Source organism: Subtercola frigoramans (assembly GCF_016907385.1).
Classification (GTDB): Bacteria; Actinomycetota; Actinomycetes; order Actinomycetales; family Microbacteriaceae; genus Subtercola; species Subtercola frigoramans.
Window position 1 is genome coordinate 413,591 of record NZ_JAFBBU010000001.1, and the last position, 17,949, is coordinate 431,539.

The 17,949-nt window shown below is 64.3% G+C and carries 16 protein-coding genes; 9 read left to right on the top strand and 7 right to left on the bottom strand.

Features of this window, described 5'->3' with window-relative positions:
* Nucleotides 1–41 precede the first annotated feature (41 nt).
* Complete coding sequence (locus JOE66_RS01985; protein ID WP_239518191.1) at nt 42–662, top strand: SRPBCC family protein; 621 nt, start codon at nt 42–44, stop codon at nt 660–662.
* A 23-nt stretch (nt 663–685) separates the two neighbouring features.
* Here JOE66_RS01985 and JOE66_RS01990 read toward each other — a convergent pair whose 3' ends face one another.
* Nucleotides 686–1,747 (bottom strand): LLM class F420-dependent oxidoreductase, encoded by a 1,062-nt coding sequence (locus tag JOE66_RS01990; RefSeq protein WP_205106473.1) that lies wholly within the window; start codon nt 1,745–1,747, stop codon nt 686–688.
* 153 nt (nt 1,748–1,900) lie between these two features.
* Between JOE66_RS01990 and fgd the strand changes: the two genes are divergently transcribed.
* Nucleotides 1,901–2,920, top strand: a complete 1,020-nt coding sequence (gene fgd, locus JOE66_RS01995; RefSeq protein ID WP_205106474.1) for a glucose-6-phosphate dehydrogenase (coenzyme-F420) — start codon at nt 1,901–1,903, stop codon at nt 2,918–2,920.
* A 71-nt stretch (nt 2,921–2,991) separates the two neighbouring features.
* On the opposite strand, the gene JOE66_RS02000 is transcribed toward fgd, so the two are convergent.
* Entirely contained in the window at nt 2,992–4,989 is a 1,998-nt protein-coding gene (locus JOE66_RS02000; protein WP_205106475.1) for a primary-amine oxidase, read from the bottom strand.
* A 237-nt stretch (nt 4,990–5,226) separates the two neighbouring features.
* Nucleotides 5,227–6,702, bottom strand: a complete 1,476-nt coding sequence (locus tag JOE66_RS02005) for an APC family permease (protein ID WP_205106476.1) — start codon at nt 6,700–6,702, stop codon at nt 5,227–5,229.
* A 189-nt stretch (nt 6,703–6,891) separates the two neighbouring features.
* Here JOE66_RS02005 and JOE66_RS02010 point away from each other — a divergent pair, with 189 nt between their 5' ends.
* Together JOE66_RS02010 and JOE66_RS02015 are read left to right on the top strand one after the other, a co-directional pair.
* Nucleotides 6,892–8,403: an APC family permease gene (locus tag JOE66_RS02010; RefSeq protein WP_205106477.1), complete on the top strand. Its 1,512-nt coding sequence runs from the start codon at nt 6,892–6,894 to the stop codon at nt 8,401–8,403.
* Nucleotide 8,404: 1 nt separating this feature from the next.
* Nucleotides 8,405–9,109 (top strand): helix-turn-helix domain-containing protein, encoded by a 705-nt coding sequence (locus JOE66_RS02015; RefSeq protein WP_205106478.1) that lies wholly within the window; start codon nt 8,405–8,407, stop codon nt 9,107–9,109.
* On the opposite strand, the gene JOE66_RS02020 is transcribed toward JOE66_RS02015, so the two are convergent.
* Nucleotides 9,102–10,469 carry an FAD-binding oxidoreductase gene (locus tag JOE66_RS02020; protein ID WP_205106479.1) on the bottom strand — a complete coding sequence of 456 codons (1,368 nt, stop codon included), beginning with the start codon at nt 10,467–10,469 and terminating at the stop codon, nt 9,102–9,104. The genes JOE66_RS02015 and JOE66_RS02020 overlap by 8 nt on opposite strands.
* 239 nt (nt 10,470–10,708) lie before the next feature.
* Nucleotides 10,709–11,206, bottom strand: coding sequence for a DUF6069 family protein (locus tag JOE66_RS02025; protein ID WP_205106480.1), 498 nt, complete (start codon nt 11,204–11,206; stop codon nt 10,709–10,711).
* A gap of 243 nt (nt 11,207–11,449) precedes the next feature.
* Between JOE66_RS02025 and JOE66_RS02030 the strand changes: the two genes are divergently transcribed.
* From JOE66_RS02030 to JOE66_RS02045, 4 genes are all read left to right on the top strand, one after another.
* Nucleotides 11,450–11,947 (top strand): MarR family winged helix-turn-helix transcriptional regulator, encoded by a 498-nt coding sequence (locus JOE66_RS02030; protein WP_205106481.1) that lies wholly within the window; start codon nt 11,450–11,452, stop codon nt 11,945–11,947.
* Nucleotides 11,944–12,927, top strand: a complete 984-nt coding sequence (locus JOE66_RS02035) for a zinc-binding alcohol dehydrogenase family protein (protein ID WP_205106482.1) — start codon at nt 11,944–11,946, stop codon at nt 12,925–12,927. The genes JOE66_RS02030 and JOE66_RS02035 overlap by 4 nt, the downstream gene beginning before the upstream one ends.
* A gap of 23 nt (nt 12,928–12,950) precedes the next feature.
* Nucleotides 12,951–13,874: an ABC transporter substrate-binding protein gene (locus JOE66_RS02040; RefSeq protein ID WP_205106483.1), complete on the top strand. Its 924-nt coding sequence runs from the start codon at nt 12,951–12,953 to the stop codon at nt 13,872–13,874.
* A gap of 62 nt (nt 13,875–13,936) precedes the next feature.
* Nucleotides 13,937–14,539, top strand: coding sequence for a cysteine hydrolase family protein (locus tag JOE66_RS02045; RefSeq protein ID WP_205106484.1), 603 nt, complete (start codon nt 13,937–13,939; stop codon nt 14,537–14,539).
* A gap of 4 nt (nt 14,540–14,543) precedes the next feature.
* On the opposite strand, the gene JOE66_RS02050 is transcribed toward JOE66_RS02045, so the two are convergent.
* Together JOE66_RS02050 and JOE66_RS02055 are read right to left on the bottom strand one after the other, a co-directional pair.
* Nucleotides 14,544–15,917: an NtaA/DmoA family FMN-dependent monooxygenase gene (locus JOE66_RS02050; RefSeq protein WP_205106485.1), complete on the bottom strand. Its 1,374-nt coding sequence runs from the start codon at nt 15,915–15,917 to the stop codon at nt 14,544–14,546.
* A gap of 48 nt (nt 15,918–15,965) precedes the next feature.
* The gene (locus tag JOE66_RS02055) at nt 15,966–17,129 is read right to left on the bottom strand and encodes an ABC transporter substrate-binding protein (protein WP_205106486.1); all 1,164 of its coding nucleotides are present in this window, start codon (nt 17,127–17,129) and stop codon (nt 15,966–15,968) included.
* A 165-nt stretch (nt 17,130–17,294) separates the two neighbouring features.
* On the opposite strand from JOE66_RS02055, the gene JOE66_RS02060 reads away from it, so the two are divergent.
* Nucleotides 17,295–17,942 carry a helix-turn-helix transcriptional regulator gene (locus tag JOE66_RS02060; protein WP_205106487.1) on the top strand — a complete coding sequence of 216 codons (648 nt, stop codon included), beginning with the start codon at nt 17,295–17,297 and terminating at the stop codon, nt 17,940–17,942.
* The last annotated feature ends 7 nt before the right edge of the window (nt 17,943–17,949 follow it).

The following is a 17,949-nucleotide window of genomic DNA, read 5'->3' on the forward strand; positions in this document are numbered from 1 at the left end:
ACCAGACTCAGGAGAACGTGCAACGACGGAGAGGGGAAGACATGTCAACCAATCACCGCATTCTGAAGTGTTCGCCCGATGATGTGTTCGCCGTCATTGCGAACGGCTGGTATTTTCCCACCTGGGTTGTCGGCGCGTCCCGCATGCGAGACGTCGATGCGTCGTGGCCGCACACAGGCTCCCGGCTGCGACATTCGTTCGGGGTGTGGCCAGCACTGATCAACGACGCGACCACGTCTTTGCAGTGGGATCCGCCGCGTCGAGTCGTGATGCAGCCGAAAGGCTGGCCCGTCGGGGAGGCTCGGGTCGTGATCGAGGTCGAGCCGCATTCGGCTGGGTGTCGCGTGACGATCGTCGAGAACGCGGTGAAGGGGCCGGGCACACTGGTGCCGGGCATCCTGATGAATGCCCTGCTGTTCATCCGCAACATCGAGACGCTGCGCCGGCTTGCCTTCATGGCTGAAGCGCAAGCCGGCGGTGAACTGCCCTCCTCCCACACGCCGACAGAGGATGATCGGACCCCGCCGAAGCGCGCATCGAGGGGCATTCTGCGTCGCGCTCTTCTCTACGGTCTGGTGGCCGTGTTGTTCTTCAGCGCCGTCTCAGCCGCGACGCCTCCGCAGAACGGTTTGCGACGCACGCTCACGCGGATGGGACACTGACGCCGGCCGATCCCAGCAGAGGATCAGTGCAGCATCGCGCGAAGAGCCTCGAGCTGTTCGATACGAGCCGTGGTGGTCTGTGCGAGAGTCGAAACGGAGACGGTGGTCACGCCGGAGTCGCGTAGTGCGGCTACCCGCTCACGGACCTGCGATTCAGTGCCGATGAGAGAGGTGCCCGTCACCAGGTCCTCTGGCAGTGCGCTGATCGCTTCGGCTTTCCGGCCCGTCAGATACAGCTCCTGCACCATGGCCGCCTCTGGGCCGAAGCCGTACCCGGTGGCGAGATCGTTGTAGAAGTTCGCACCGCGTGCGCCCATGCCCCCGACGTAGAGGGCGACCGTCTGGCGGTACGTCTCCAATGCTTCGTCGACGTCGTCACCGATGTAGAAGGGCATCTTGGCGATGATGTCCAGTGGCTTGAGCTCGGGGGAGCGAAGTGTCGCTCCCTGAGCGAGGGCCCCACCCCAGGCGGCAGCCGATTTCTCGGGGTGGAAGAAGATCGGCACCCAACCGTCGGCGATCTCTGCCGCCTGCGTGACGGCCTTCGGGGTCAGGGCGGCGATCGTGATCGGGATCGATGAGCGCACTGGGTGATTGACGAGTTTGAGGGGCTTGCCGAGGCCGCGGCCCCTGTCTGACCCCAGAGGCGCCTGGTAGTAGGTCCCCTGGTGGTCGAGCGGCTCGCGACGCCACACTGTGCGACAGATTTCAACGTTCTCGCGAATCCGACCGAGGGGAGCACTGAACGGCACACCGTGGAAGCCTTCGATCACCTGGGGTCCCGAAGAACCGAGTCCGAGTTCGAATCGGCCGCCGGAGACGAAGTCGAGGCCAGCAGCTGTCATTGCCAACAGTGCGGGGGTTCGTGAATAGATCGGAAGGATTCCCGAGGCGAGAGTGATCGACGTGGTCTTCGCGGCGAGGTACCCGAGCTGACTCACCGCGTCGAACGAGTACGCCTCGGCGACAGTGAGAAGGTCGACGCCGATCCGTTCGTACTCGACTGCCTCGTGGGCAGTTTCTGCAAATTCGCCCGAATAACCGAAGACAACGCCGAGTCTCGGGGGTGCGGCTGTAGTTTCCATTGACGTCTCCTCTGACATCGGCCCCGAGCCTATGCGAACCCATCATCGCATTCGAATTCACGATCGAGGCATGGCGGGGGCGCTTCGAAGTCATACGCTTGGTTTGCGCGCTCCGCATGGCACCGCGCAGGCTCGACGCGAGAAATGAGAAACATGCTCCCCCTGAAACTCGGTTACAAGGCCTCAGCCGAACAGTTTGCTCCACGGGAGCTGGTCGAGATCGCCGTTGCCGCCGAAGGCCACGGAATGGAATCGGTGGTCGTGTCCGACCACTTCCAGCCGTGGCGGCACGAGGGAGGCCACGCACCGTTCTCGCTCTCCTGGATGGCAGCGGTGGGCGAGCGTACCTCGACGGTGCAGATCGGTACCTCGGTCATGACGCCGACGTTCCGCTACAACCCGGCGGTGCTCGCCCAGGCATTCGCGACCATGGGGTGCCTGTATCCGGGGCGCATCATGCTCGGCGTGGGCACCGGCGAAGCCCTCAACGAGGTTGCGACGGGGTTCCGCGGCGCCGGTGCCCAGGACTGGCCCGAATTCAAGGAGCGATTCGCTCGGCTGCGCGAAGCAGTCGACCTGATGCGGCAACTCTGGACCGGCGAGCGGGTCGACTTCGCCGGCGAGTACTATTCCACTCACGGGGCCTCGATCTACGACCGCCCCGAGCATCCGATTCCCGTCTACATCGCGGCCGGCGGCCCGGTTGTTGCCCGCTACGCCGGGCGTGCGGGGGATGGTTTCATCTGCACCTCCGGCAAGGGCATGGATCTCTACACGGAGAAGCTGCTTCCCGCTGTGGCCGAGGGTGCCGCTGCAGCCGAACGCAACCCACAGGCCATCGACCGGATGATCGAGATCAAGCTCTCGTACGACACCTCTGCTGAAACAGCGCTCGAGAACACCAGGTTCTGGTCGCCGTTGTCGCTCAGCAAGGAGCAGAAGCACGACATCACCGACCCGATCGAGATGGAGCGGACGGCCGATGCCCTGCCGATCGAGCAGATCGCATCCCGCTGGATCGTCGGCAACGACCCCGACACCGTGGTCGCAGCGATCAAGCCGTACCTCGACGCAGGCCTGAACCACCTCGTCTTCCACGGCCCCGGCCAGGATCAGCGCCGCTTCCTCGAGCTGTTCGAGCGCGACCTCGCCCCTCGCTTGCGTGCCCTCTGATCGCATCGTCTTCTCCCGGGCATTGACCTGAGCGACGGTAGGCCCGCCAACACCCCCGCACAGCTCGCGAGTCAGTGGCCCGGGTGAATGTGCCCGTCGTGAACAGTCTCGGGGTGGTGAGCGCAATGGTCGGAGGTGGACTCGGGGAGGTCGAGAGCGGGGTTGCCGTCGAAGAATCCGCTCGGTTTCAAGGAGAAGCCCGTGCGGTGGACTGGCATCACGGGCCAGTCCTCTGTGCGGGTGATGTGGTGCACTCCGAAGGTGTACCAGAGCACGACATCCTCGTTCTCGAGCGATCGATCCTGCGCGACGTACTTCGGCAGCCCTTCGCCGCCTGGGCTCTGATAGGGGTAGTCTCCGGCCGCGAAGCGCTCGGAGGCGTCGAACTTCGTGACCCACAGCTGATGCTTGAGGAACCCGGCACGCTGCAGCACTGGTGCATCGTCGTGCAGGAGGTGATGAGCGTTCTCTCCCGGCATCACCTTGTACGACACGGGGTCACCGGCAACATTGACGCTGTCGGTGTTCACGATCTTCCATGACCTGGCCGAGGCGAAGTCGAGGTCGCGGCCCGCCTCGGACTCCTTCGTCAGTTTCGTCGACACCGTCTCCCAGGCATTGCCATAGGGGTTTTCCGGGCCCACGGGCAGGGATCTGCTGTCGACCTCCACCACGGTGTTCCGGGGGCCATCGACGGCCATGTCCAGGCGCGCGTTGAAGAAGTGCTGGTGATGAGGGGCATACAGTCCCGGAGCGATCCGCGCTCCGTGCCTCGGGATCTCGCCCTCGGCGAAGGCGCCCATCGACATGATGCCGGTCAGTTTGACCTCGCACTCGATGGTGCCGTCCTGGTAGAGGTACCAGTAGAACCCGTAGTCGTAGTTGGCCAACGTCATGAACTGCGAGATGACAAGGCGTCTGGATCTGCGGACGATGCTCCGGCCGGTGCGTAGATCGGTGTGTTTCCACATCACGCCGGCATCTTCCTCGTGCAGGCAGATCGCATTCTTCACCGACTCGCCCGTGCCCGCCGAGTCGGTGAGTGCCACGTCGAAGTAGAAGATCTCACCGACGCAGTCGCAACCGAGAACCAGGCTGTTCGCGTTCTTGCCCAGGCCGTCTTCGCCGCCGTCGAAGACGGCTTTGCGGATCTGGTTGGGCGCCGTGTCTGCATAGGGCACCACCATCTCTGAGAGGGAGATGCGGTGGGCAATCGATCGACGCCGCCCCTTGTCGTCGTAGCCGAGCTGGTGCAGTACAAGGCCTTCGCGAGGTGTGAAACCGACGCGGAAGTTCCACTTCTGCCACGACACCTCGTTGCCGTTCACGGTGAAGCTCGGCCCGTCGGGTTGGGTGATCTCCAAGGCTTTCAGATCGGTGCGGGCGCCAGGGAACGTGGGGATGTTGTCCGGATTCGCGATTTCTTCCGGGGTCCAGAATTCTGCGGGTCGGCCCGGAACCGGAACAACGCCAAGGTCGACGACCTCGAGCACCTCCCGTGAATCCAGGTCGACCAAGACCGTGAGGTTGTCCACCGGGTGCGCGTACGCGTTCTCATCTTCGGAGTACCGCACGTAGCTGAGGGGGCGGTTCAGCCGCCTGGTCGGGGAATCCTCCTCACCGAGGTACGCGCATGGCCACGGCTCGATCATCACGTGGTCGAACTTCGTCACCCCACGCTTTCGCATCGCGTCCTGCCAACGCGCGTCATTACGCACCAGCTCTTCGACGGCGAGGAAGTCCTCGAACAGCAGTCCCGGCTGCACATCAGGGATGTGCGAGACGGAGAGTACCGATGATGAGCTCAGCGAAACGACCCCCTCGAGTGTGCGCGCTCCCACGACATCGCGAATGACCAGGAAGGCGCGACGCTCGATTTCTGCACCAGTCGCAAAGGCCTCGAGTTCTTCTTTCGAAGGCTCCTGGCGTTCGATGCTCACGAAGCGCGCGGCTTGAGGGAATCCCTGCGAACTGCGTACCAGAGCCGACGCAGCGGAGATCTCCGCTGCTGACAGCGGGTCAAGTGGATGCGTCGTTACAACGTGGCTCGCATCGGTGATGTCGGTCATTGTCTTTCCTGCTTTCCTGGAGTTGGGATGACAGCGATCAGTGGAGAGTCGCCGCCATCATGGTGGTGAGTGAGCACAACATGCAGGCGCGCGCCGCTATGGAGTTCCCGTCGGGGCGACGGCCACGCCATGCAGGCATCCCGGGTACGGCAGAAGCGACGATCAGGCCGACGACCAGAAAGGTAAGCCCCAGCCCGTCTTGGCCGTGGGAATGCATTCCGGGTGCCCGCGACGTCGTCACTCGTGGAGGGTCGACGCGAGAGCGGTGTACTGCTCGGGCCGGCGAGCCCGCATGACAAGGGCTCGTGCGATTCCGCCCGCTGCTGCCAGCACGATGATTCCCACCAGCACGAGGCTGATCGGCCCGTAGAACGGATTGCCGCTGGCATCGAACTCGCCCGTCAGCAGCGGGAAGTAGATGAGCACGAACACGATCATCCCCACCAGGGCAATGAGGCTGAGCACCGGTGCCACGACGCGTTTCCAGAGGCTGACATCTCCGGGCTGGCGTCGGAAGTACAGCACCACGCTGACCGAGACGACAGCCATGAGGCTCAGCACCGACAAGGCGGCGATGCTGGGAAGCCACGCAAACACCTGCACGACGGGATCGAGGCCGAGGAGCGCGAACACGATGATCAGGCCCACGCTGATCACAGTCTGCACGGCTGCGGCATGCCGGGGTGAACCCGTCCGTCCGTGTACCGTGGCCAGCTGGGACGGAAGCACCCCGGCCTGTGCCATCGAGAGCTGGTACCGGTTCAACACATTGTGGAAGGAGAGCACGGCCGCGAAGAGGCTCGTGATGAGGAGCACCTCGACCGCGACCTGGCCGAAGGAGCCGAGATAACGGTCGGCCGTGGTCAGGAGCATCGATCCGGGGTCGGCGGCGGCGACATCCAGGGCCTTCGTGGGCCCCCACGCCATGACGAGCATCCACGAAGAAATCACATAGAAGAGCCCGACGAGGATCACCGCCAGGTAGGTAGCTCGCGGGATGGTGCGGCTCGGGTTGCGGGCTTCACGGCGGTAGATCACCGTTGCTTCGAAGCCGATGAAGGCCTGCGCAGCGAAGACCAGACCGATTGCGGGCGAGCCCGAGAAGATCTCGGATGGCGCGAAGGGCTGGAGCGACAGGCCTTCCCCACCCCCGCTGACGACCACCGCGATCGTCAGCGCGATCACCACGAGAAGCTCGGCGATGAGCAGGACCGACAACACCTTCGAGCTTGTGTCGATGCGCTGGAACCCCAGCGCGCCTGCCCCCAAAAGCGCGAGCACCGCGAACGCCCACCACGGAATGTCGACACCGAAGTTGCCCGCGACCGTGACCTCGATCACGTAGCCCAAATAGGCCGAGATACCGACGATGAGCGACCAGTAGGCCACGAGAGCAACGTATGACGCGGCGACCCCCGCTACCCGGCCTGCGCCCTGGGAGATGAGTGCGAAGAAGCCGCCCGACTGTGTGACACGCGCGGCCATGGCCACGAGGCCGACGGAGAAGAGAATGAAGACGGCACCGGCGACTGCGAACATCACAGGAAGGCCGATGCCGTTGCCGAACAGGAAGCCGAGGGGTACGACACCCGCGAGAATCGACAAGGGCGAGGCCGCCGCTGCGACCATGAAGACAATGGTGGCGGTATTGAGCCTCCCCGGGTGTGCCTCCACGTCAGCCTCCGAGGCTGTCGCCTGCGATGATGTAGTCATGATGCTCCGATCGTTTCGCCGGGTGTAGCAATGTATCGACCCTGTCCCGTCGTCATGTCATCGCCGTTTCGGGGGGATGACATCTCGGCGACCTCGCTCGAGACGCGCGGGAGACGTGTCTCAAACGGAGTTACAGGGATGACGTGCAGCCGACACGTGTGTGAAACTCCAGGCACCTAGGGTCACGACATGCGTGATCTCGAGGAGTCGATAAAGAGGTCGATTACTCTGGTGCCTCCGGGGCGAGGCCGCTCCCGCACACGGGTTCCCGGGCGATCACCGCTGTCGGAGCTGCGGCGACGCTCGATCGGCCCGCTCGATCTCTTCGGCCAATCCATCTCCGCTGTGGCACCCTCCGCGGCGGGTGCCACAATCCCGGTAGCCCTGTTCGCCGTGGCCGGCGAGGCGAGCACGATCTCGCTCCTGCTCGGCTTCGTGCTCATCGCTCTCGTCGTCGCGACCGTAACGCAGTATGCGCGCCGGATGGTCACGAGTGGATCGGTGTACAGCTATGCAGCGTGGGCCGGCGGCGTGCGTTCCGCCACGGCGGCTGGCGCCGCTCTGCTGGTCGGTAGTCTTGGCATCACGATCGGAGTGCTCGTGGGAGCGGCTTCATCTGCGCGTGTGCTGCTTCGCTTCGCGATCCCCGCCGTTCCCGACGCGGTCATGCTCCCTCCGCTTCTCGTTTTTGTCGGCTTGGTCGGGCTTGCGTTCTTTGCCATCGGGGTGCGTTTCTCCACGCGCATCACGCTGGTCGTCGAGCTCATCGCCGTGATGCTCATCGTCGTGATCATGTCGGCACTGATCGCCACCAACTGGGGAGTGGTGCCTCCTGTCGTGCCGACACACGCTGATCCTGCGACTGTCGGCGCCGGGGCGGCCGTGGCAGTGGGATTGTTCGTGGGATTCGAGACCTCTGCCACCCTCGGTGCGGAGGCCCGGAGGCCATTCCGCGACGTACCGCGGTCATTCGTTCTGTCGGTCGTCGTCGCCGCGGTGATCTTCGTGCTCAGTTTCTTTGGCCAATACGCTGGGTTCCAGGCCAGCGGGGCCTTCACAGCCGTCGGTGATGTCGATCCCACCACCCCGGGCACCTCCACTGTTCTGGTGGTTGCCCTCGACCTCGGCATCCTCCTGTCGTATATCGCCGCTTTCATTGCTTCGCTGAACGGCGTGATTCGGCTCGTCTTCACGCTCGGGCGGGACGGCCTGCTCCCCTCCACCCTCGGTCGAGTCGATCGGCGAAATCGGCTTCCTATGCGTGCCGCAGCCTGGGTCGCCGGGCTGGTTCTGTTCGCTGCACTGCTTGCGACATCAGTCACGGGCAGTGCCGAACTCGTCACGGGGGTCGCGCTCTCGACCTCGGCCGTCGGCTGTGGGCTCGCCTACGCGACTGCGTGCCTCCTGCTCCCACGCTTCCGCCGGCGAATCGGAGAACCGCTGCTGGCCGCAAGCATCGCGGCGTATTCGGTCGGCTTCGGGCTTGTGCTCGTCGTCGTATGCTTCGTGGTCTGGAACATCGCCAACGGAACCCTGGCCATCCTTGTGCCCGTCGCCCTTATCGCTGCTGTGTGGTCGGCATTCGCGATCAAGGTCCAGCGGCAAGGCATCGTGCGCGTGGGTGTCTACGATCAGACCGCTGAATACGATCTGATACCGGAGGGAATCGAGGCTCGGTTCAAGACATGTGCCGAGCATTGAGATGAGCCGCGAACCACCTCTTCGCGATCTGAACAACAACCAACCCCGCGCCATCGCGCACGCCCTGGCCGTGCTCGAAGAGATAGCCACGGCAGGATCAGGTGTCACGGCCCGCGACATTGCCGGCAGACTCGGTCTTTCGCCGGCCACCACCTATCGCATCCTCAATCTCCTGGTGCGGGAAGAATATGTCGTACGACTTGGTGACCTGAGCGGCTTCGCGCTGGGCGCCCGTATCGGTGCCCTGGCCGAATCCCAACCCGCGGTCGGCGTGACGCGGGCCGTATCGTCGACGATTGCCGGCCTTCGGGCCTCACTCGGTGTTGCAGTGCACCTCTTCAGCGTCTACGGCACTCGAATACGGGTGCTGGATGAGGATCCCCGATTTCCACTGCCCGATCGTGGCCATGTCATCAACGTCCTCTCCGCGTCGGCCGCCGGTCTTCTGGTGATCGCAGAGACGGATGCAGACCCGACCCTTTCGGACTGCATCCGTGACCTGGATGGACTCCCGCTCTGCGCTACCCTCGAGGCCTCCTCTGACCGAGGCGCATCCTCTATCGCGGTGGGGGTGCGTGATGCCCAGTCAGTGTTGGTGAACGTCGTGATGGTGACGGCCGGCCACGATTACGTCGCTTCTCACCGCGCAGTGATCACCGATGAGTTGTGCCGCGCCGCCCAGGAGCTCGCGCCCCTGCTCAGCTGAGGGCATCGCCGGGTGTCAGCCAGGAGACGAATCGGCCATCCGGGTCCCAAGTGGCCCTGAGGTCGTCCAGGTGCCGCAGATTCTCAGCAGACATGAAAGGGGAAGGTCGATTGAGGAGATTCTCATCCGACAAGGCGGTTCCCGTGGCAAAGGGTTCCACAGCCCGCATGTGGTCGGTCACCCATCGAGTGAGCTTGTCGTCCTCCTCCGGATCACCCCATTCCGCGTAGAGCCCGTAGAAGAAATCGCCTTCGATCGAGAAAGCCATCGACGGCCGTTCCGGCTGTCCGTCGTGGTCCCAGTTGAAGACCATCAGATGCGTCTTCCATCCCTCTGGCCAGCTCGCGATGAGATCTTCGATGGTCGGCCACAGATCCGAGAAGCCTGCACGAGTGCCGATATTGTCGGCAAGCCACCGTCGGGAGTCGTCGAAACGCCCGCCGTCGGCCGTCTTCGTGAGTGTCACGTGGTCAATCGGAACGTTCAGCTGGGCGATGATGGCCTGGTCCCGCGCGGGGCACGTCTCGAACAGTGAGAGTTGTTCGAGCGCCTCGGGTTCAGTCAGAGTGTGAGCGACAGACACCAGCACCACGGCTGGCTCATCATTCGTCATGGGGGTGCGGGTGATCAGCACCAGCAACTCGGTGGGAGTCTGCCGGCCGACCGTGTGCACGAAATCGAACACGTCGTGCGCTGCAGAGATCGGGAAGACGTACTGGCTCATCATGGTGATGGGCCGTCGAGGGAACACGGTGAGGTAGAACTTCGTCACGACCGCGAAGAATCCCGGCCCGGCGCCTCTGGCGGCCCACAGGAGCTCGGCGTTCTGGGTCTCGTCGGCGTGCACCAGCTCGCCGTCGGCGGTGACCGCATCGATCGCCGTCACCGACATGCAGGCCGGCCCATAGTCCCGGCCCGACCATCCGAATCCGCCCTGAAGCAGATAGCCGCCGATGCCCACTCCCGTGGAGTGACCGGTGGGAAAGAAGAGATCGTGTTCCGCGAGCATCGACGCGAATTCCACGCCCTGGATGCCCGGCTGCACGGCCGCGATCTGCTGATCGACGTCGATCTCGACTTGGCGCATGTTGGCCATGTCGATCAACAGCGTTCCGTTACGCAGGTGCGAGCCCGACCAGCTGTGGCCTCCGGAACGAACCGACACGGTGAGGCCCTCGGCGCGCGCGAGCCGGACGGCACCGACAACGTCGTCGTCTGTGGTGGCGACGACGATAACTTCGGGGTAGCGCTCTGGCACCCGGTCGTGCCAGCACAATCCGCGCCGGAGGTTCTCATAGCCTTCACTTCCCCGCCGGACCACCCTGCCGGTGATGCCGGTTTCGGCCACGAGTTTGATCATGTTCTGTCTCCTCTCGGTGGAACCGGGTGGCGACCGATCGAATTGAGCGAATCACTCCTGTGTGATCGTTGAGTTCGACTCTCGACGGCTCCCGATGTGTGCTGTAGCGCCTTCCCGATCGATGTCTGGCTTGGTTCTGCGCCGATGCGGGGGCACAGGCTCAGTAATACAACATAATCGCGCTGCCCGTCAAGAAATTGTTACAAGAAGACGGAGGAGACTTCCCGTGCTGACGTGCGTCACCCGCGACGCCGCGTTGCGCGCTGGGGCGCGATGAACACCAATGCCGGAAGGGTGATCAGCGCCAAGGCGATGTGCATGAGTACCAGGATGAAGACTCCTCCAGCCGGTTGCCCCTTGTAGAGAATCCAGGCGTCGGGGGCGAACCCCACTAGCGTCACGATCACGGCGAGCCAGAAATACAGGCGCCTGGCCTGGGTGCTGAGCAGGGTCACTACCGGCCAGGCCAGCGACGCCAGGGTCACTCCGATGATGGTGAGCTTTCCGTAGTCGCCGAAACCGTAGTGCTCGTAGCCCTTCGTGGAAGGAAAGAGTATGACGCCCAGCTGGGCGAGCGCGGCGCACGCGGCAAGCGAGGCGACCACGGCGACAACCGTCGCAACGATGAACCGCACGAGGCCTGGCTGGTTCTCACCGAGCGGAAAGTCGAGACCGAGCGCATCGAACAGCCGGTTTCCCGAACTCTTCACGGGCGTGCTCTGCGAATCCTGGGTCATTCGAAACGTTCCTGTCTGCCTGCACTGACGAGTTCTGTGAGAAGCTCACCGCCACTCTAGGTTTTTGCCCGCACAACGTCGTCGCACGAGCGAGTGATCTTGTGATCATCCCTGAGGATGACGCCCGAGTAGCTCGGATGCTCGGGCACAGTCCCCTCCGGGCCGGATCCTGCACCACCGGCGGGCGCTTTTCTCACTTCAATTCTTGGGAATATAGTTCCGGGGCAGTGACTTGTTCCAGGTATGGATGTCACTTCTGACCAGCAGGGCACGAAACAGCAGGCCATTGCCCCCGGCTCCTCCGCGTACACCACGCTGTTCATCGAACTGGTGCGCCTGGAGATCGAACTCTGGGAACGGCTGGACCGTCTGCAACGGGCAGATGTCGGGATTTCTGTTGCACAGCTCCAGTCCCTGCGCGCGGTCGCGCTGCGAGCTGGTTCAGCAAGAGTGCAAGACATATCCGACGACCTGCAGATCACGGTCGGGGCCGCCAGCAAGGTGATCGACCGGCTCGCGCACGACGGCCTGGTCGAGCGCTCGCCGCATCCCGTCGACCGCCGGTCCATGGTGATCACCTTGACTCCTCGGGGTGCGGCGGCCTACGAATCAGCGTCGTCATCAGCGTCGCGCCACCTCGCCGCGGTGCTGGGTTCGGGAATGGATGAGGGGCAGGCAGGCGCGCTGTCCGCAACGTTGTCCGCGTTGTCGTCGTCACTTCGGCGGGGTGCGAAGTCGTGAGTGACACGATGCGGGCCGTGGTCATCGACCAGCCCGGTGGCCCTGAAGTCCTCCACCTCGGCGACGTTCCCCGGCCCACGCCCCGCGTCGGCCAGGTTCTCATTCGCGTCAGGGCATTCGGGCTCAATCGCTCAGAATTGCATTTTCGAAGCGGTGTCGCCTCGACCGGCGATTTTCCGAGGATTCCGGGCATCGAGGCCACGGGCATCGTCGAAGAGGCACCCGGCGGAGAATTCGAGCCGGGAACCACGGTCATGACCATGATGGGCGGTATGGGTCGTACGTTCGACGGGGGATACGCCGAGTTCGTGTCGGTGCCGGCGACCCAGGTGATCCCCTTCGAGAGCGATCTTCCGTGGGCGACGCTCGGTGCAATCCCCGAGATGCTGCAGACCGCCTACGGTTCACTCACGGTCGGGTTGCAGGCGATTGATGGCCAGAGCCTCCTGATCCGCGGCGGAACGTCGTCTGTCGGCCTCACCATCGCGGTGCTTGCCAAGCGCAGGGGGATGACCGTGATCTCCACTACGCGGAGTGAAGCCCGGTTCGACCGTCTGCACAAAGTCGGGGTCGATCATCCACTCGTCGACACTGGACTCATCGCAGAGGATGTTCGCCGGCTGCTGGGCGAGGGAGTGGATGGCGCGGTCGAACTGGTCGGCGTCAACGTCATGCGAGACACTCTTCGGGCAACCCGGCCGGGCGGCACCGTCTGCTTCACAGGCATGCTCTCGGACAACTGGTCGATCCCGGAGTTCTACCCGATGGACTGGCTGCCCAACGGGGTGCGCCTCACCGCATATTCGGGCGAGGCGGAGGGCCTGCCGGCCGCTGTGCTGCAGGACTTTCTCGACGCCGTCGCCGACGGTTCGGCCGTTGTGCCGATCGGGCGCGTCTACCAGCTCGACGAGATGGTGCAGGCGCACCGCGACCTCGAGGCGAACACCGTGGGCGGCAAAGCCGTCGGCATCATCGACTGACCACCTCACACGACAGGACGACAATGACCCACCTCAGAACCTTCGCAGCGCTCGCGCTCGGTGTCTCGGCATTCGCACTCGTCGGATGCTCGGCAACGAGTGCTGACCCGCTCGGCGCCCAGACTTCGTCGGGTGCTTCAGGTACCGCTGCCGAACCCATCGTGATCGGATCCCAGGCGTACTACTCCAATGAGATCCTGGCCGAGATCTATGCAGAAGGGCTCGAGGCCGACGGATTCGCGGTCAAACGCCAGTTCAACATCGGCCAGCGGGAGGCCTACCTGCCCGAACTGGAGTCGGGAAACCTCGATCTCTTCCCCGAGTACACCGGGCCTCTGCTGCAGTACTGGCAGTCGTCGACGACCCTGACCAAGGCCGACGAGGTCTACACCGCGCTCGCCGCGGCCGCCCCCGCCGGTCTCCAGGTGCTCGACCAGTCGGCTGCGACCGACCAGGATTCCTACGTCGTGACGCGGGATTTCTCTGAGAAGTATGGCGTGAAGAGCATCGCCGACCTGCTCACCGTACCCGTTCCCCTCACCCTGGGCGGCAACGCCGAAGGGGCGGATCGCCCGAACGGCCCGAAGGGCCTGCTGCAGCACTACGGAGTGACCGTCGGCTTCTCTGCCATCGACGACGGGGGCGGACCTCTGACGGTGAGTGCCCTGAAGAGTGGCGCGATCCAGCTTGCGATCGTCTATACCGCAAGCCCCACCATCAGCAGCGGCGACCTCGTCGTGCTCGACGACCCTGAAGGGCTCTTCGTCGCCTCGCACGTGGTGCCGGTCGCCAGCAAGACGCTTCCCGCTGCGGCCGTCGACACCGTCAATCGCATCAGCGCCGCCCTGACCCCCGAAGACCTCGTCGCGATGAACGTGAAGAGCGTCGATGGGCAGCAGGCCTCAGACACGATCGCCGCGGCCTGGCTCGCCGCGCATCCCTCCTGACCGAAACCCTCCTGACCGAAGCCCTCCTCCGATCCACGCAGAACAGAACTGAGAAGAACGAAATGACAGAATCCACTCCCACCACCGCCGTTCTCGTCGTCGACATGCAGAACGACACCGTCCACGCTGATGGGGCCTACGCATCCTTCGGCGCAGCAGAGAACGCGACCAGCCAGAACGTCATCGCCAACATCGGCACCCTTCTGGGTGCCGCGCGCGAGTCCGGCGTTCCGGTGTTCCACAGCCGCATCGTCGTCTACCCGCTGCCCGGCGTCGGCGGCCAGAATGCCCCGGTGTTCCGGATGCTCGCACCCGACACCTTCAAGATCGGCACCTGGGGCGCGGCGATCGTCGACGAGCTGCAGCCGCAGGGCGACGAGATCCTGCTCGACCGCACGCGCATGAGCGTGTTCAACGGCACGGAGATCGATCACCTGCTGCGCAACCTCGGTGTGAGCAGGCTCATCGTCGTCGGTGCCTGGACGAACATGGCCGTCGAGCACACCGTGCGCGATGCCGCTGATCACGGCTACGAGGTCACCATCGTCTCCGATGGCACCTCGAGCCTGAGCGCGGACTGGCAGCGCGCTGCCCTCGAATACGCGCTCACGAACATCGCCACGATCGCCGACACTGTCACCGTCGCGGCCGAGCTTCGGAGCTGATCGCTCAGCTCACCGGTGTTTGCAACTGGGCGCCCGCGTGCTCCCGGGGGAGGCGCTTGCGACCTTCCCCGAAGAGGTGTTCGCGCAGGGTGGAGCCCTCTGGCTGCTCCCTCATGAGCCCGCGTGACCGCAACTCGGGAATGAGCAACTCGATGAAATCGTCGTAGGTGCCGGGCACCAGGTAGGGCTGGATGGCGAAGCCGTCTGCCCCGGTGAGCTCGATGAACTCCTCGATCTGGTCGGCGACCGTCGACGGATCCCCGACGAAGATGCTGCCGTTGACCCCGTTGCGGCGGTAGTCCTCGAGGATTTCGCCGACCGTGGCGGGGGGAACACCGTCTGCGCCGGAGAATCGCTCAACGCCGCTCTGGCCCTGCTCGGTCTTCACGTCGCCCAGTGGTTTCGTGCGATCCAGCGCGAGCAGATCGATGCCGGTCAGGGTGGCGTAGAACGCGGCCGCTGACTCGACGGTCGAGAAGCTCAGCATCTCCCCACGTTTGGCCTGGGCCTCCTCGGTGGTGGGTGCAGTGATGAAGCCCACCCCGACGAGGAACTTGATCGAGTCTGCGGGGCGACCGTACCTCTCGGCTCGCTCACGGATATCGGCGATGTTCGCGGCGACGTGTTTCGCGTCGCCGCCCGCGAGAAAGACTGCCTCGGCATATTTCGCGGCGAAGTCCCGCCCAGGCCCCGAAGTTCCTGCCTGCAGCAGGAGGGGAGTGCGCTGCGGCGACGGCGGCACGGTGAGAAAACCGTCTGCCTTGAAATAGGGCCCGTCGTGATGGATGTCGTGGATCTTCGACGGGTCGGCGTAGACCCCGGCTGCCCTGTCGAGGAGAATCGCGCCGTCGTCCCACGACTGCTCCCAGAGCTTGAGCGATAGCTGAATGTGGTCTTCGGCGATCAGGTATCGCTCGTCGTGCGGGATCATCGCTTCGCCGAAGAGGCGGGCAGAGGCCGCCTGCCCCGAGCCGGTGACGATGTTCCAGCCGATCCGGCCCTTGGTCAGGTGGTCGAGGGTGGCGTACCTGCGGGTCAGCGACTGTGGTTTCTCGGTGGTCGTCGAGGCCGTCACCACGATGCCCAGTTTGCTCGTGGCCGCAGCGATGGCCGACACGACGACCAGCGGGTCGGCGGCCCCGATACCGGCATCCTTGATTCGGATGTCGAAGAACCGGTCATCGGTGTCGGGTGAACCGTAGGCGTCGGCGAAGAAGAGGAAGTCGAAGCCCGCCGCATCCAGCTTCTTACCCAGGCTCACCCAGTGGTCGACATCGAGGTAGTCGGGTGCGGTGTTCTCGGGGTGCCGCCAGCTGCCGTAGGCGGTGCCGCCCGGCATCATCGACTGGAAGATCGCGAGGGTGAGAGGTTTCGTCATAACTGAGATCCTTGTGCTGAGTGAGTGCGGCGTCGGGAGTGAAGGCGATCAGCCGGAAAAGCCGATGGACTGGTCGATGAACTGGTTCGTGTACAGATCGGCCGGTTTCAGGTCGCTCTTGGCAGTGACGCCCTGGGCCGAAAGGATCGGACTCACGATCGAGATCATCTTCGCGACGCGGGCGTCGTCGAAGTCCCCCAGGTACGCGTTTGTGCCATTGCCGGCGATCCCCAGCGTGGGCACCTCCTTCGCCGCGTAGGCGGCAACGTCGGCCGTGTACACCCACCCCGTGTTGTACTGCCTCACCAGATCGACGATCAGCGCGTTCGTGGCTGAGGGATCGGTGTAGTAGTCGACGTCTGCCTTCTGCAGCACCGGCACGAGTTTCGTGAGGCACGCGGAGTCGGCGCTGAGGTCGCCCGACTTGACTGCCAGCGAATTGGCGTAGGCCGGCCATCCGGCGTCGGCGAAGAGCTGGAAGTCGACCGGCTTGTTCCACGCACTGATGTCGTGGGCATAGGTGTACGGCTCTGACGTGGCGTAACCCGTCTGGCCGGACTTTCCTCCCGCTGCGACGAAGTTGCCGGCAGTTCCGTCGTAGTTCTTCGTCACTTGGCTGGCCGGGTACAGCCCCGATGTCGAGAGCCAGTCGATGCCGATGGAGTTGTCTGAGGCGATGAGTCCGGCCCCGGCCTTTGCGAGGTCGGAGATCGTCTTGACGTCAGGGTAGGTGGCCGGATCCCACAGCACCACGCTCGGGTCGACATCGAACTGGGCGAAGACCGCCGTGGTGGGCAGGGTCGCCGAGTTCTGGATCGCCTCGGCGGTGTCGACGTACCCGAGCATGATGCTGGGGTCTGCGTACATCTGGGCGGTCGCGGTCTGGTAGCCCACGGCCGGGCCACCGGCGCGGATCTCCACGTTGACGCCGGTTGCCAGGCCATCGCTGTAGAGCGGCCCGCTGACAGATTTCTTCGATGCGTCGACCGTCGGGTTCGGACCGAGGAGTTCATAGAGGGCGCCGTGTTCTGCCTCGGGGTTCCAGTTCGTCTGGATCACCACGGTTGCGGGGCACGCTGCCGAGAGGTCGGCTGCGCCGGCCGCTGCCGACTGTGTGGGCGCGGTCGATGCTGTGGTCGAGCATCCGGCCAATCCGAGGCCCACTGCACTGACTGCACCGACGAGCGCGGCAAACTGCTTTCTGTTCTTCATGAGACCCTGACTTTTGAGAGAATGGAGGCGTCGCCGGGCCGAAGGGCGCTGGCGGTGGAATCAGTGCAAAGTTTTTACGCGGTAAACATTGGTCACGTTATGCGGCAGGCGTTGCGGGTGCATTTCTCGAATGTTTCGATCCCGTAACCGATCCGAGGAGTGACAGTGGCCACGTCATCAGGGCGCAACACGACGCCTCTCGATCACGACGCCGTAGCCATGGGCGAACTCATTCGCGCTCGCCGAAAGAACATGGGGCTCACCCTCAAAGATCTCGCGGCGCTGTCAGGGCTCTCCCATCCGTTCATCTCGCTCGTCGAACGGGGGCGCGCCCGACCGAGTATGCCGTCGTTCGTGAATCTCGCCAAAGCTCTCGATGCCACCCCAGTCGATCTGTACGAAGCGCTCGAGGCCGCATCGCTCCGGTCTGCGCCAGCCGGGGTGCCGGCGAGCATCCTGCAGACCGGTGGCCTGCGCCATGCCTACGGCGATGATTCAGGGCATGTGCTGATCTCGGTGCCCGGAAGGGTGCGCATGATGGAGATCCAGTCGCTCGGGTCACCCAACGAGAGCCGGCTCACCCACGCGGGCGTCGACGAGTACCTCTACGTGCTCGAGGGGCGGGTCGAGGTGGCGGCGGGCGCGGAGTCGTTCCAGTTGGTGGTCGGCGACAGCATCCGGCTCGCTGCAGGGACCCCGCACAATTGGTGGTCGGCCGACGGCGTGCCGTTCCGGGTGATGATGACCAGCGTCGACCTCGGCGACAGCATCGACGCTGCTGAATCAGGCGCCGCCCGCAGCCTCTCGGAGTGAGCGGCTG